The organism is Streptomyces sp. NPDC051310 (assembly GCF_044455245.1).
Classification (GTDB): Bacteria; Actinomycetota; Actinomycetes; order Streptomycetales; family Streptomycetaceae; genus Streptomyces.
The window spans coordinates 39,454-51,860 of sequence record NZ_JBITEO010000002.1; the positions used below are offsets into that span (position 1 = coordinate 39,454).

14 protein-coding genes and 6 pseudogenes are annotated in these 12,407 nt (G+C 69.5%); 14 read left to right on the forward strand and 6 right to left on the reverse strand.

Features of this window, described 5'->3' with window-relative positions; genetic code table 11:
• Positions 1–41: 41 nt before the first annotated feature.
• The 11 genes and pseudogenes from ACIA79_RS02750 (at position 42) to ACIA79_RS02800 (ending at position 5,795) form a co-directional block, all read left to right on the forward strand.
• Positions 42–1,097, forward strand: coding sequence for a lipoyl protein ligase domain-containing protein (locus ACIA79_RS02750; protein WP_399426324.1), 1,056 nt, complete (start codon positions 42–44; stop codon positions 1,095–1,097).
• A gap of 103 nt (positions 1,098–1,200) precedes the next feature.
• Entirely contained in the window at positions 1,201–1,635 is a 435-nt protein-coding gene (locus tag ACIA79_RS02755) for a DUF317 domain-containing protein (protein ID WP_399426325.1), read from the forward strand.
• 315 nt (positions 1,636–1,950) lie between these two features.
• Positions 1,951–2,499: pseudogene (locus ACIA79_RS02760) on the forward strand (hypothetical protein); the annotation flags it as partial.
• A 263-nt stretch (positions 2,500–2,762) separates the two neighbouring features.
• Positions 2,763–3,032: a hypothetical protein gene (locus ACIA79_RS02765; protein WP_399426326.1), complete on the forward strand. Its 270-nt coding sequence runs from the start codon at positions 2,763–2,765 to the stop codon at positions 3,030–3,032.
• Between the two features lie 271 nt (positions 3,033–3,303).
• Entirely contained in the window at positions 3,304–3,681 is a 378-nt protein-coding gene (locus ACIA79_RS02770) for an STAS domain-containing protein (RefSeq protein ID WP_399426327.1), read from the forward strand.
• Between the two features lie 202 nt (positions 3,682–3,883).
• Entirely contained in the window at positions 3,884–4,288 is a 405-nt protein-coding gene (locus tag ACIA79_RS02775) for an ATP-binding protein (protein WP_399426328.1), read from the forward strand.
• 291 nt (positions 4,289–4,579) lie between these two features.
• Positions 4,580–4,816 carry a helix-turn-helix domain-containing protein gene (locus ACIA79_RS02780; protein ID WP_399426329.1) on the forward strand — a complete coding sequence of 79 codons (237 nt, stop codon included), beginning with the start codon at positions 4,580–4,582 and terminating at the stop codon, positions 4,814–4,816.
• A gap of 57 nt (positions 4,817–4,873) precedes the next feature.
• Complete coding sequence (locus ACIA79_RS02785; protein WP_399426737.1) at positions 4,874–5,008, forward strand: hypothetical protein; 135 nt, start codon at positions 4,874–4,876, stop codon at positions 5,006–5,008.
• Positions 4,965–5,105 (forward strand): annotated as a pseudogene (locus ACIA79_RS02790) (phage holin family protein); the annotation flags it as partial. The gene ACIA79_RS02785 and the pseudogene ACIA79_RS02790, both read left to right, overlap by 44 nt.
• On the forward strand, positions 5,102–5,497 hold the full coding sequence (locus tag ACIA79_RS02795) for a DUF3618 domain-containing protein (RefSeq protein WP_399426330.1): 396 nt from the start codon (positions 5,102–5,104) through the stop codon (positions 5,495–5,497). The pseudogene ACIA79_RS02790 and the gene ACIA79_RS02795, both read left to right, overlap by 4 nt.
• A pseudogene (locus ACIA79_RS02800) lies at positions 5,473–5,795 on the forward strand (DUF4235 domain-containing protein). The gene ACIA79_RS02795 and the pseudogene ACIA79_RS02800 overlap by 25 nt, the downstream one beginning before the upstream one ends.
• 376 nt (positions 5,796–6,171) lie before the next feature.
• Here the strand turns inward: ACIA79_RS02800 and ACIA79_RS02805 are convergent.
• Entirely contained in the window at positions 6,172–6,552 is a 381-nt protein-coding gene (locus ACIA79_RS02805) for a hypothetical protein (protein WP_399426331.1), read from the reverse strand.
• 31 nt (positions 6,553–6,583) lie between these two features.
• Between ACIA79_RS02805 and ACIA79_RS02810 the strand changes: the two are divergent.
• Both ACIA79_RS02810 and ACIA79_RS02815 read left to right on the forward strand, forming a co-directional pair.
• A pseudogene (locus tag ACIA79_RS02810) lies at positions 6,584–6,727 on the forward strand (DUF2382 domain-containing protein); the annotation flags it as partial.
• Between the two features lie 191 nt (positions 6,728–6,918).
• Complete coding sequence (locus ACIA79_RS02815; RefSeq protein WP_399426332.1) at positions 6,919–7,896, forward strand: magnesium and cobalt transport protein CorA; 978 nt, start codon at positions 6,919–6,921, stop codon at positions 7,894–7,896.
• 40 nt (positions 7,897–7,936) lie between these two features.
• On the opposite strand, the gene ACIA79_RS02820 is transcribed toward ACIA79_RS02815, so the two are convergent.
• The 4 genes and pseudogenes from ACIA79_RS02820 to ACIA79_RS02835 form a co-directional block, all read right to left on the reverse strand.
• A complete protein-coding gene (locus ACIA79_RS02820; protein WP_399426333.1) occupies positions 7,937–8,335 on the reverse strand; it encodes an MscL family protein in 399 nt (132 codons plus the stop codon).
• 1,597 nt (positions 8,336–9,932) lie between these two features.
• Positions 9,933–10,643: an alpha/beta fold hydrolase gene (locus ACIA79_RS02825; RefSeq protein WP_399426334.1), complete on the reverse strand. Its 711-nt coding sequence runs from the start codon at positions 10,641–10,643 to the stop codon at positions 9,933–9,935.
• A complete protein-coding gene (locus ACIA79_RS02830) occupies positions 10,640–11,065 on the reverse strand; it encodes a DUF1295 domain-containing protein (RefSeq protein WP_399426335.1) in 426 nt (141 codons plus the stop codon). The genes ACIA79_RS02825 and ACIA79_RS02830 overlap by 4 nt, the downstream gene beginning before the upstream one ends.
• Positions 11,066–11,115: 50 nt before the next feature.
• Positions 11,116–11,217: pseudogene (locus ACIA79_RS02835) on the reverse strand (fasciclin domain-containing protein); the annotation flags it as partial.
• 182 nt (positions 11,218–11,399) lie between these two features.
• Here ACIA79_RS02835 and ACIA79_RS02840 point away from each other — a divergent pair.
• A complete protein-coding gene (locus ACIA79_RS02840) occupies positions 11,400–12,041 on the forward strand; it encodes a carbonic anhydrase (protein WP_399426336.1) in 642 nt (213 codons plus the stop codon).
• 111 nt (positions 12,042–12,152) lie between these two features.
• Here the strand turns inward: ACIA79_RS02840 and ACIA79_RS02845 are convergent.
• Positions 12,153–12,305, reverse strand: a pseudogene (locus ACIA79_RS02845) (molybdopterin-binding oxidoreductase); the annotation flags it as partial.
• Positions 12,306–12,407 lie beyond the last annotated feature (102 nt).

A 12,407-nucleotide genomic window follows, 5' to 3' on the forward strand; every position in this document is an offset into this window, starting at 1 on the left:
GGGACGGCGGAGCGGTACGGCGGACACGGGAGTCGCGGAACGTGCACGGTGAATACAAGGTCCCCGGCGGCAAGCTGATCGTGGTCGACCTCGACGCGGAGGACGGCGTCCTGCGCCGGGTGCGGGTCGCCGGGGACTTCTTCCTGGAGCCGGACGACGCGCTCGAAGCCATCGACCGGGCCCTGGAGGGCGCGCCCGCCGACACCGACGCGTCGGGGCTCGCCGCGCGGATCGACGCCGCCCTGCCGCCCGGCACGCAGTTGTTCGGGCTGACCACCGAGGGCATCGGGGTGGCCGTGCGGCGCGCCCTGGCGCACGCGACGGACTGGACGGACTACGCCTGGCAGCTCGTCCACGACGGGCCGCAGCCGCCGGAGCTGCACATGGCCCTGGACGAGGTGCTGACCGCGGAGGTCGCGGCCGGCCGGCGCCCGCCGACGCTGCGGGTGTGGGAGTGGGGCGCGCCCGCTGTGGTGATCGGCAGCTTCCAGTCGCTGCGCAACGAGGTGGACGCGGGGGCGGCCGAACGGCACGGCATCACGGTGGTGCGCCGGATCAGCGGCGGGGGCGCGATGTTCATCGAGCCGGGAAACACCATCACGTACTCGCTGTCCGTCCCCGAAGCGCTAGTCAAGGGCCTGTCGTTCACGGACAGTTACGCGTACCTGGACGACTGGGTGCTCGGCGCGCTCGGGGACATGGGGATCAAGGCCTGGTACCAGCCGCTGAACGACATCGCCACGGAGGCGGGCAAGATCGCCGGTGCTGCGCAGAAGCGCGTCGTCGGCGGGGACGGCGCGGTGCTGCACCACGTGACGATGGCGTACGACATCGATGCGGAGAAGATGACGGAGGTGCTGCGCATCGGCCGGGAGAAGCTCTCGGACAAGGGCACGACGAGCGCCAAGAAGCGGGTGGATCCGCTGCGGCGGCAGACGGGCCTGCCGCGCGCCACGGTCATCGAGAGGATGATCGGCTCCTTCCGCGAGCGGTACGGGCTGGCCGAGGGCGGCGTCACGGACGACGAGATGGCCCGTGCGCGGGAACTGGCCCGGACGAAGTTCTCCTCGGCGCAGTGGACGGCCCGGGTGCCGTGACCACGGAGCGCCTGCCGGGGCACGGAGTGCCGCGTGTCAGGCGGCGGACGGCCGGCTGCCGCGCCGTGCCGCGCCGTGCCGCGCCGTGCCGCGCCCGCAGAATATGACCGGCGAGCGGGGCGGGGTCCGGTTCGACGCTTTCGCCGCCCAGCATCCGAACCAGTCCCTCGCCACCTGGACCGTCTGGGCCGGCCCGGGTTCGGACCGTCCCGCATGGGCCCTCACCGCGTCCCCGCACGTTCCGAGTTCGCTGCTGGCCGACCTCTCCGGGACCCTCGCCACGGGATCGGCACCCGCCAGGCCACCGCCGCGCCGGCCGCACGCAACGCGCACCCAGGGACCACACCACCACCCATCTCACCGGCAGCGGCCAGCCGCGCGAGCAGCCACACTCTCTGACGTCCGGCTGGCCGGCGGCCATCGACCGAGAGTCCACGGTGCACGCCCGCTCCAGTTGGACGGTCGGCTTCAGCATGCTGCCTCGATGGACGATGAGGAGGAGCCACTGGCGGACCGGGCGCGGCGAAGGGCAAGCTGAGAGCTGTCCCGCTCGGCTCCGGGCGCGCCCCCGTCGTCCATAGACCACGTACAGCGGCTGACCGTGCTGGAGAGGATCCGGCGGTGTGCTGGTGATTTTCAACATGACGCCGGCGATGGCACGCACCGGCACCTTGCCGCTTGGCGCGCACGCTGACATGTGTGGCTTCCGCTCGTGGCGCAGGGGGGCTCAGCGCTGGCGGCTCTCCGGCTGTCGCCCGTGTGCGCGTCCTGCCTGGCCGGTGCCGTGAATCGCACCGACGCTGGTCCGAGTGGCCCCTGAAATCGCGGGGCTTTGAGTCGTGGAAGGGTTCAGATGTCGCAACGCAACACGGTCCTGCGCAGTCTGCACGATATCGGTCTGGCCGCTTGGTTCGGTGGTTCCCTGATGGGAGCCATCGGTGTGAACGGGGCCGCGAGGAAAACGGCCGGCGATGAGATGTTCGCCTCGCGTATCGCCAGCGCCGGCTGGGCGGCCTGGACCCCCGTCAACGCAGCAGCGATCGGTGTCCACCTCATCGGCGGAGCCGGACTGCTGGGGGCGAACAGCGCACGGGTGGCCCACCAGCGCGGGGTGGGTGCCTCCACCGTGGCCAAGGCGGTGCTCACCGCTGCGGCGCTGGGTGTCACCGCCTACAGCCGTGTGGTGGGCAAGAAAGTGGACCTCGCCTCCTCCCTGGACCCCGAGGACGCCGAAACAGCGGCCGATCATCCGATCACGCTGGAACAGGCGCAGCGCCAGCTCTCCCTGCTGCAGTGGGCGGTGCCCGCGCTGACCGCCGGCGTGCTGGTTCTCAACGCCCTGCACGGAGAGCAGCAGCGCCCCGAGCAGCAGCGGCTCGGGGCGCTGCGCAGGGCAGCCTCGCCTCTCGTCGTGGCCGGCGGCACCGGTCTCGCCGCGGTCCGCCGGGCCCGTGAGCAGGGCATGCCGGGACGGCACCGCGAAACCCATGCTCGAGGCAGGGTTACCGGGGCAAGCATGCACCGGCCAGCCACCCGAGTCGGCGCCGTTCACGCCCGGTCGAGCAGTTAGCCGTGCTCGCCCGGCGTCGGCGCAAGAGCAGCCTCTCTCCAAGGCCCGCGGAACTGAGATCAGCCCCAGCCCCCTCACCCGACAAGGAAAGCCTCATGGCCAAGGTCACGCAGCCGGTCACGGACGACAGCATCAAGGTGCGCCAGCTCAGCCACTATCAGTTCACCTGGGTCGCCGGCGGGCCCGGAGCCCCGGGCACGATCACCTTGCAACTGGTACTCGACCAGGGCGCGTGGGAAGAAGTGCTCACGGTCAACGCCGACGACGCGGACGTTCTCCAGGATCTGCTCACCAACACGGAAACGGTCCACTACGACATCAGTCGTCGCACCCTGATGTTCGGTGTCACCCCTGTAGGCAGCTGAAACCCCGGCCACCGCCGCAACCGCCAGCCCCGCCCTCTCCAGAAAAAGGGGGCGGGGCTGGCGACGTCATGCAGGCCCCCTCCGATCCCGGCGCGGCCATGACCGAGGGCGAGCCGGAGCGCGTGGTCGAGGAAGCCGTCCATGTCGATGACACTGCTCACCCCGCTGTGCTGACATGACAGGAACCGAGCTGGGGAAGATCTGGGCGGCGGTCTCGTATGGTGGCTGCCGCCAGGGTCGGTACCGAAGGCCAAGGAAGTGGAGGGTGCCGGTGAACAGGCTGGTCATCACACCGGCGGTGGTCGAGCGGGACGCGGTACTGGCATTGGCCGGTGAACTCGACATGGGCACCGAGGAGCTGCTGGCTGAGGCGGTCGAGGAGCTGATCGACGCGGGTTACCGGCGAGTCGTGCTGGACTGCGCGGATGTGGCGTTCTGCGATTCGCGCGGATTCAACGCACTGCTGGCAGCCCTGCAGGCCACACAGGACGCCGGGGGCGCGCTGGCGCTCGCCGCGGTCTCGGAACGGCTGCAGTCCCTGCTGGGCCTGGTCGGCGGAGAGATGATCTTCAATATCGCCCCTACCGTGGAACAGGCACGGCTCCTGCTTGCCGAATCCGCCATCAACAGCGATGCCGAGTCCGCCTAGCCTGCCCCACCCAGCGGTTTCACCCAGCCACACGCAGGCGGCGGCTGGACCTGTCGGCGGGCCCCGGGGACGGCCAAACGGGCCGCACTGACCATCTCCATCCCTGATCCGGCTCGGCCTCTGATATCGGGGCCTTTTTCCTGGGCAGGCGTATCAGAAGCACCACGAACCACCGGTCGCCTGCCTCGGGGGGATGACGTTGATGACCGTAAGCGTGCAGCGCTGCGTCGACTTGCATGAAGCCCCGGACGCTCCCGCCCGGGCCCGCCGGGTCGCCACCGGTTTCCTGACCGAAGCCGAACGGGTGTACGGAGGCCCGGCCAGCCCCGCCGTCACCGACGCAGTGCTGCTGGTGACCAGCGAACTGGTCACCAACGCCGTTCGGCACGCCCCAGGGCCCTGCACGCTGCGCCTGACCCTGCACGACGAGAGCGTGCTGGTCGAAGTCAGCGACACCAGTGCCAGCCCCCCGCGGCCCCGCGCTCCCGACATCACCGGGGCGCGGGGCGGGTGGGGCTGGACACTGATCGCCAGGGTGGCCAACGAGGTACGCGTCATTCCCGGGCCCGGCGGCGGGAAGACCGTGCTCGCCCGACTTCCCTGGTGATCCAGGCCACCCGGCGAGAGGAGGTCCGCGTTCGGACCGTTGGTGGTGGCATGCCCGCCATCTGCGTGCGCAGGCGCGCCCTCGTGTCTCGGAAAGACGATGGCGGCTCTCCCGGCGTCTGTCCCATGGTCGGGAGCGAGGTGGACGGGTACCTGGTGGCGGCCGAACTGCTGCGGGCTACCGCTGAGGCGGTTACCGGTTTGCGCGTACAGTCCGCCGCCATTGCCGGCCATGCTCCTGCAATAGAGCTGCCCGACGTATGACGGCGGTAGGCCGGGGCAGGCGAGCTGTATGGCCGACCTTGGAGAACTCCTGCAAGTAACCATGCGCCGCCGCCACCTGACCGCTCAGGCGCTAGCAGAGCGCACCGGTATTCGCACCCCACGCATCAGGGCATTTGTGCAAGACGGCGCCCAGGGGCCGGTTCCTCCCACCGAGGAGGAACTCGCCGAGATCGCCGCAGCCTTGAGGCTGCCGCTGGCGGATGTCCTTGACGCCACCCGCACTCCGGCCGGGACGATGGCCTGACACCCGCGCCCACTGGCTACCACTTCGTGGTGATCGCGACGAGGACAGGTCATCGCCATCAGCGAGCACCACGAAAGCAACCGCGCCTGCCTGAACGGCATCGGCTCGGCCGAACGCAACGCCGACGCCCCGGTCCGCGACGTCACCGGCGGCGAGGGCAGCCCTTCGTATGGTCCTGGCCCTGCTAGGTAGGAAGCAGGTCGCCCAGGCCGCCCCGCCCGCGCCCGAGCAGGCGATCGACAGTGTCAAGGCCGACGTGGCCAAGATCAAGGAGAAAGCGCACCGATGAGCGACAAGCCGCAGCCCCCTGACGAGCCCCCTACGCCCGAGGAACTGCGTGCGAAGGCCGAGGCCACGCGCGAGCAGCTCGGGCAGCCGGTGGAGGCTCTGGCCGGCAAAGCGGATGTGAAAGCACAGGTTCAGCACAAGACGACTGAGGTGAAGGCGCAGGTGCAGCAGAAGGCAGAGCAGGTCAGGGACACCGCCCGGACCAAGGAACAAATCACTCAGGCCGCGGCCGCAGTGGCGGGCAAGTTCCAGGAGAAGACTCCCGAAGCGGTCACCGAGAAGGCGAGCCAGGTCACGCAGGCCGCGCGCCGGCGTCGCGGCCCGTTGATGGCGGTGGCCGCCCTCGTGCTGCTGGCTCTGGTCAAGAAGTGCCGCAACAGGGGTCGCCGGTAAAGTCGTCCAAGATCGCCTACAAGCCCGTAGGTCCGGCCTCGGGGCCGCCAGCGGCATGATCGCCGGAGCGGCGTTCAAGCTGGCATGGAAGGTGCTCGGGCACGACGATGACGCCCCCGAGGCCACCGAGGCCACCGATGCCACCGAGGCCACCGATGCCACCGATCAGGACCGCACCTGGCAGGAAGTCCTGCTCGCCGCAGCCGTCCAAGGCGCGATCTTCGCTGCCGTCAAAGCCGCCGTCGACCGGGGCGGCGCGGCAACCATGCACCGCCTGACCGGCACCTGGCCCGGCTGACACACACCGACCGGCTGCGGACCGGAGGAAGGGACAGTGGCCGACCGTGCACTGCACGCCCTCACTGCGGTGGTTCTGACCGCCACGGTCCTGGCCGCGCGATGGTGGACAGTGTCTCGCCACCGCCGGCGGTACGGGAATCCCAGCGCCGTCAGGGCACCCTGGCGGCGCACCGCCCTCCTCACCGATCCGGGGGCGACCGGCCGGCAGAGCTTGACGCCTCCATGCTCGATCCCACCGCCGACCAAGCTCCGCGCGGGAGACCGACGGACAGCTCGACCGGTACTGGAAACAGCCTCAGCCGCTCTACGTCCGGCACGAGGACGAGCCAGGAGCCAGCCAGGGCTGATGCCCCTCGCCCTCGGGCGCCCACGGGTTAAGGCCGCCACCAGAACACGGCTTCCCGGGGAGGGGCCGCGATGTTGCAGGCGCTGCCGGATGCGGGGGCCACCCCCCGGTGCCAATCTGGTGTATAGGACTGAAGCAATTGCCAGGAGGTGCCGTCATGGGCGTAGAAGGCATGAGGCAGCGGGCCAAAGACATGGCCGAGAAGTTGCGGCAGCAAAAGAGCCAAGGTGAGCAGAGCAGCAAGACGCGACACCGGGCCCAGGGCCGTAACAAGCTCCTCGAGGAGCAGATGAAGAAGATCCAGGAACGGCGACACCGGCACCGGTGAGCCGAGTGGCCGGCCCTGGGAGGGCCGACCCGAATGCGCCAGGCGAAGATCGCCGCCGAGGGCAACAAGATCGGCTGCCAAGCACGAGGTCACCCTCCACGAAGAGAAGCCCGCCGTCGAGACCGAGGCCGTACCGGTCGAACGCGTCCGTCTCACGCCGGAGGAGCGTACCGAGGAGGAGACCGTTACCGGTGAGGTCCGCAAGGAGAAGATCGAGGCCAAAGGCGTCGACGATGGTGATGACCGCCGACGCTGATCACACCCTGACACCTGCGCGCCCCCGCAGCGCGTAGGCGACACTGCGCCCGCCCGGCCGGCCCCTGAAGCCCCTGGCGGGTGCGGGGGCGTTTTCAGCGGCACCCACCTTGGTGGCACCAGGAATCCGAGCCGGTGCTCCTCGGTCAGGTGAGGGGCATGGATCGGGGCGCGGTGCGTAGGTGTAAAGGCATGGAGTGTGTGATCTACCGAAGTGACGGCAGTCCGCAGGCACCTGATGGGGTGGAGGGCAGCGTTAGCGCATTGAAGCGGTTGCGGGACGCGCCGGAGGGTACGTTCGGGTGGATCCGCCTGGCTGATCCTTCGGCACAGGAGGTTGAGGCGCTGGCCGGTGAGCTGGGTCTGCACCCCTTGGCGGTCGAAGACGCCGTCCAGGCGCATCAGCGGCCCAAGCGCGAGCGCTACGGCGATGTGCTTTCCGTCGCGCTGAAGACGTTGTGGTACGTGGAGGAAACCTCGCAGGTGGAGTCGGGCGAGATCATGATCTTCCTCGGCCCGAATTTCGTCCTTACTGTCTGCCACGGACAGGCGGACCCCGCGGCCGAAGCCGTCCGCCGGCTCGACCGCGACCCGGCTATGCTGGCGCTGGGACCGGTGGCGGTGCTGCACGCGGTCTTGGACGTGACCGTCGACGCCTATACCGCCATCGCCGAGGAAGTGCGCGGTGATCTGACCGGCCTGGAGCGCCGAGTGTTCTCCCCGGTGCGCGAGGACGTGATCGAAGAGGTGTACTCCCTCAAGCGAGAGGTCCTGGGATTCCGCGACGCTGTGCAGCCCCTGGTGCCGGTGGTGCAGGACTTCGCCGGTCCGCGCTCCGGCTGGCCGGAGGAGGCCCTTCCGTACTTTCGCGACGTCGCCGACCACGTGCACCGCGCCGATACCGAGGCCCGGTCCTTGGACGAGTTGCTCAACTCCGTACTGGACGCCCACCTGGCCCGGGTGGGGACCTGGCAGAACGACGACATGCGCACCATCTCCGCCTGGGCCGCCATCTTCGCCCTGCCCACTCTCATCGCCGGCGTCTACGGCATGAATTTCGCCCACATGCCGGAACTGGAATGGACCTACGGCTACCCCCTGGCCGTTGCCGTGATGGTCAGCGCGTGCACCCTCCTCCACCGGGTCTTCCGCCGCAACGGGTGGCTATGACGCCGCGCCTTGAGACGCCGTTGTCACTCACCGGCCCTGGTTACCGCTTCCTGGGCGGGCAGGGTTGGCAGCGGGCTGGTGCAAGCCGCGCATCGGCGTGCCTGGGTGGGTACGGGGCTGAGGATTGGGGGCATTCGCGTTTGGGTGCCTGGACGTCATGGTTGGGTGCGAAGCGCTCGTGCAGCTTGTTCACCGGCAGCACCACGAGAAAGCAGAGCGCGGCGGCGACGAGGATGAAGCTGATCGTGGCGTTGATGAACGCGCCGTAGGGGAATTCGGTCTTGCCGGCGGAGAAGGTCTTACGGCTGAGATCGCCGATTTCGCCATCGCCGCCTGCGAACGCGAAGAGGGTTACCCCAGGGACCTGGACCCCCTGTCGGCCCAGGAGTTGAAACCGTGCTCCTATCAGGGTGATGAGCGCGACCCACGCTCCAGGCATGGACGCCGGCAGTGCTGCCGAACGCCGCCGCTTGCGCGGTCCCCAGCGCCATGACCCCCGGATACTGCGCCGAGTCCCACAACGACCGGTAGACCGTCGACTGCAACGCCAGCAACGCCAGCAACGCGGCGAACGTGGCGAAAGCCGTGACCGTCGACGGCAGCAGCCACGCCGGCACCCACCAAGCGGCTGCAGCGGCAGTGGCCCCCTTCACTTGAAGCAGCAGCCCGTCCCGCTCCTCACCAGCCCCTCGCACCGCCCGGCCCGCAAACTGCCGCCGGGCCTCTGGTACCCAGCCCGCTGTAACGGAACGGTTCGTCGAGAATCACGTGGGTGATTACGCCCTCGGCACACGGGCCGCATGTTTGGTACGTCACCCGCTCGACCCCTTGCGGATGTGCACCAGCAGCAGACAATCCTCACCCGCCCCCCCGGCGGGAGATGGCAGCAGCAGATGTCGCGATAGGCCATGAGCCGGCGACGCCACCTGCCCCAGCGCCGTCCAGAGCGCCGGTGCCGTCCCCCAGCCCGCCGTGGTGAGGCGCTGACCCGCGGAGCAGGCAACCGTCCGTGCACGGCGGTCATGGCACACGTCTGAATTCCTGCATGCACTCGCGCGTGCCCCGATATCGCTGCCTCAAAGCAGCCACCGCGCATACCGGGCCAGCAGCCCAGCAACGGCACAGGGTGCCCACCTGCGGTACGGCTCAGAACGGTGTGATCACTCCTGCCGCGGGTAGCCGGGCGCACATGTTCAAACACCGCCGTGTACGGGTTACGTGCGTCCTGCTGATCAGCTGGATAACGCTGGCTGCCGTGGAACGGTGGGCAGAGCAGTCACCCTGGCCGACAGCGACGATGAATGGCTTGTTGTGGTCATGCGTGGTGGCGGGTACCTGGTGGTTTGCCGAGATCACGCAGTGGCGGCCGCCGTCGGCCGCCACCGCACGCGAAACGGGCACGTCCGCTCCGAGCAGTGAACCGAAAGAGACGGCGGTACCCGCACATTCGTCCCTCTCACCTGCCGAGAGCTCCGAGGCGACCATGGATCGATAGCACCTGCCGGCGCCCCAGCAAGAATCAAGCCGGAGTGGTGATGGAAGTTGCCCTGTTCTCCGGTGTGCCCCTGACACGGCAAGCATGCTGCGAAAAGCTCCCGTATGCGATGCGATGCCATGCCGGTGACCGTCAGTCACCCGCTCGCCGGACGCCGAGCCGCTTGTCGGCATCGTTCACTGAAAGTGACATCAGCGAAGCTGTACCGCACATCGCCTGGCCATCCGCACGACACCGACCACCGCCCATCCGGTCCGGATCGTCAGCGGCTACGCCCTACCAGTCAGCCCGAAGCCACTATTGAGCCCTTCCTCCCACAGCATTTTACGGACGTCCTGCAGGAGCTGTTTCACGGTCTCGGACGTCTCCATGGCAATTCCAATCACCGCTCGGGCGCCGTGGTGCCGTCACGAGGCGAACACTCCGACCTGCCACGAGATGAGTACTCTGGAGCACCACGTGCAGGTCTTCATTGACGTGAAGGGGAATTGGCGCGGTGGCTCTTCACGGGTGGAGCCGCATCGCGCGGCTCACTCAAGCCCTACTCATGGTTGGACAACGCCCTGCAGAACTCGGCGGGCGGGGCCGAGTAGCCGAGAATGGCCGCTGTCGCGGCAGCGGCGAGCCTGTGCCAAGTGGGAGCGGCGCGCAACATGGCGTGGCCTCCTTGGGCCATGGCAATGCCGCCGGCCCGCGCTCCGGCGCCGCGGGCTCGGCGGACGAATTCCCAGGATGCCCCGGCCTGGGTGACGCGGTCGTGTTCGTCATGCAGGACGACGACGGTGCGGCCTGCGAGGTGGGTGACCGGTTCACCCGGCGGACACCAGGGGGCGAGAGCCACGACGCCCTTCACCTGCGGCTCGTCGGCGGCGCACAGCGCTGCTCGGCCGCCCATGGAGTGACCTACGAGGACCACGGGCAGCGGCCCGGCCAGGGAGCGGAGTTCGCGTAGCGCGTGGCGTGCGTCGCGGGCGGCGTCGCCGCGCGGACCGTTCCAGCCGCGGTGGCGGTAGCGGACCTCGGCCACCAGCACCGGGTGGGGCCGGGTCTCGCGGAGGATCGCCGTGGCGAAGGGGCGCATACGCAGCGACGGCAGGTTGAGCCGGGGCGGTGGCGTCACGGCGTCCGCGCGTCCGCCGTGCAGCAGGAGGACGGCGGCCTGCGGGGCGGCAGGCACGTGCCGCAAAGCCAGGTGTGTGGTGGTGCCGCTGGCCGAGAGGGCTCCGCTGCCGCGCGAGGGTTCGTGGGTCAACGGGCACCTCTCGGGGGCATGGGGAAGAAGCCGCTGGTACGGGCGGCGCATCCGGGGCGCCGGACCATGTGGGCCGCCAGGAGCCGTTTCCCGCTCCCTTTGGTCAGGAGCGGCGACATGACGACGGGCGAGATGAGGGACATCGCGGCAGTCTGCCAACTGGCGGACGCAATGAGGAAGAGACCCCACCGGGCGAGGAAGTCGCCGAAGTAGTTGGGATGCCGGGTCCAGGCCCACAGACCCCTGTCCATGATGCGGTCCTGGTCGGCCGGGGCGGTTTCATAGCGTGCGAGCTGGTAGTCACCCACGGCCTCGAAGAACAGGCCGAGCGCCCACACCCCGACTCCGGCGGACAGCAAGGGCCCGGGCGGCTCGGGGATGTACTGGGCGGCTTGCACGGGCAGGGATACGAGCCACACCATGGTCGCGCGGTGCCGGGCCCCTGCCGTGTCGTGTGGTGTCACATCTTCGTGCCCTTCTCCAGCGTCTCGAAGGTGCCGCTCTCCAGCTGCTCGGGCATGAGTTTCTGGCCCACGTCGTGGTACGTGAGCATCTTCGTCAGCGTCGCCTTGTCAGGCCCACCGCCGCGCGACCTGAATGAACCCGGCTCGGGATCGGCGCGTCCCGGGAGCGGGCCGTGCCCGGCGCTTCTTCGCAGCCGTGCTGGTGTACACCCCTCACGTCCTCAGGGCGATCCGCACGGTGCCGAGCGCCCCACTACAGGGGTTGGCGGGACCGAGGCCGTAATCTGCCGCCATGACCCAAGCCCAGACAATGACGCCCCGTGAAGCCTTCGAGCTGCTCCTGGCCGGCAACAAGCGGTTCGTTGCCGGTTCGCCGGAGCACCCCAACCAGGACGCCGCCCGGCGGTCCGAAACCGCGTCGGCCCAGTACCCGTTCGCCGTGATGTTCGGCTGCTCCGACTCCCGGCTGGCCGCCGAGATCGTCTTCGACCGCGGTCTCGGAGACCTCTTCGTCGTACGGACCGCCGGTCACGTGGTGGGCTCCGAAGTGCTGGGCAGCATCGAATACGCGGTCAGCGTGCTCGGCAGTCCCTTGGTCGTGGTTCTCGGCCATGACGCCTGCGGTGCCGTCGCGGCCACCCGCGCCGCCGTCGAGAACGGCACGACCGTCGGCGGTTACGTGCGGGACGTGATCGAAAAGGTGGCACCGAGCGTGCTGGCCGCCCGCGCCGCCGGCTGCAGCAAGGACGCGGACTTCATCACCGGGCACATCCGGCACACCGTCGATCTCCTCCTGGACCGCTCCCGGGCCTTGGCCGAAGCCGTCGAGGGCGGCAGGGTCGCGGTCGTCGGTCTGTCCTACCGGCTCGCCGACGGCACAGCCCACCTGGTCACCGCCCACGGCCTCGACCCGGAAACCGCTCCCGTCTCCTGACCCACGGGCCGCCGGCCCCTCGGCGGACCGGCCCTCCGGGGCCGGTCCCTGGGGGCCTGGCTCGTGTGTCAACGGGTCCGAGCACACCGTTCGAGGGCAGCGTGGTCGGTGGCTGCCGAGCGTCATGCCGTCGACGGACCGCGAGACCAACCGATCTGCCCGCCCTCCCTGTGACGGCGGCTGGACCCCGGCTTCTGTGAGCAACTCGCCCAGGGGTACGCCGATCCACCGCGCAGTGCCGACATAGGGTCCGCCGACCTCGTTCACGGCGAGATGCTCGGCATACAGGAGCGGGCGCGGGCAAAACCTCGCCCGCTCCTGGCGGGGCCTCGCCGCCACGGCCGTCGATCCGCGGAAACGGGCCTC

Coding starts and splice junctions, on each gene's coding strand:
- ACIA79_RS02820 (WP_399426333.1), bottom strand. CDS start 8,335: ATGCCTGGAGCGTGGGTCGCGCTCATCACCCTGATAGGAGCACGGTTT.
- ACIA79_RS02765 (WP_399426326.1), top strand. CDS start 2,763: ATGGCCAAGGTCACGCAGCCGGTCACGGACGACAGCATCAAGGTGCGC.
- ACIA79_RS02755 (WP_399426325.1), top strand. CDS start 1,201: ATGACCGGCGAGCGGGGCGGGGTCCGGTTCGACGCTTTCGCCGCCCAG.
- ACIA79_RS02780 (WP_399426329.1), top strand. CDS start 4,580: ATGGCCGACCTTGGAGAACTCCTGCAAGTAACCATGCGCCGCCGCCAC.
- ACIA79_RS02840 (WP_399426336.1), top strand. CDS start 11,400: ATGACCCAAGCCCAGACAATGACGCCCCGTGAAGCCTTCGAGCTGCTC.
- ACIA79_RS02795 (WP_399426330.1), top strand. CDS start 5,102: ATGAGCGACAAGCCGCAGCCCCCTGACGAGCCCCCTACGCCCGAGGAA.
- ACIA79_RS02775 (WP_399426328.1), top strand. CDS start 3,884: ATGACCGTAAGCGTGCAGCGCTGCGTCGACTTGCATGAAGCCCCGGAC.
- ACIA79_RS02830 (WP_399426335.1), bottom strand. CDS start 11,065: ATGGTGTGGCTCGTATCCCTGCCCGTGCAAGCCGCCCAGTACATCCCC.
- ACIA79_RS02815 (WP_399426332.1), top strand. CDS start 6,919: ATGGAGTGTGTGATCTACCGAAGTGACGGCAGTCCGCAGGCACCTGAT.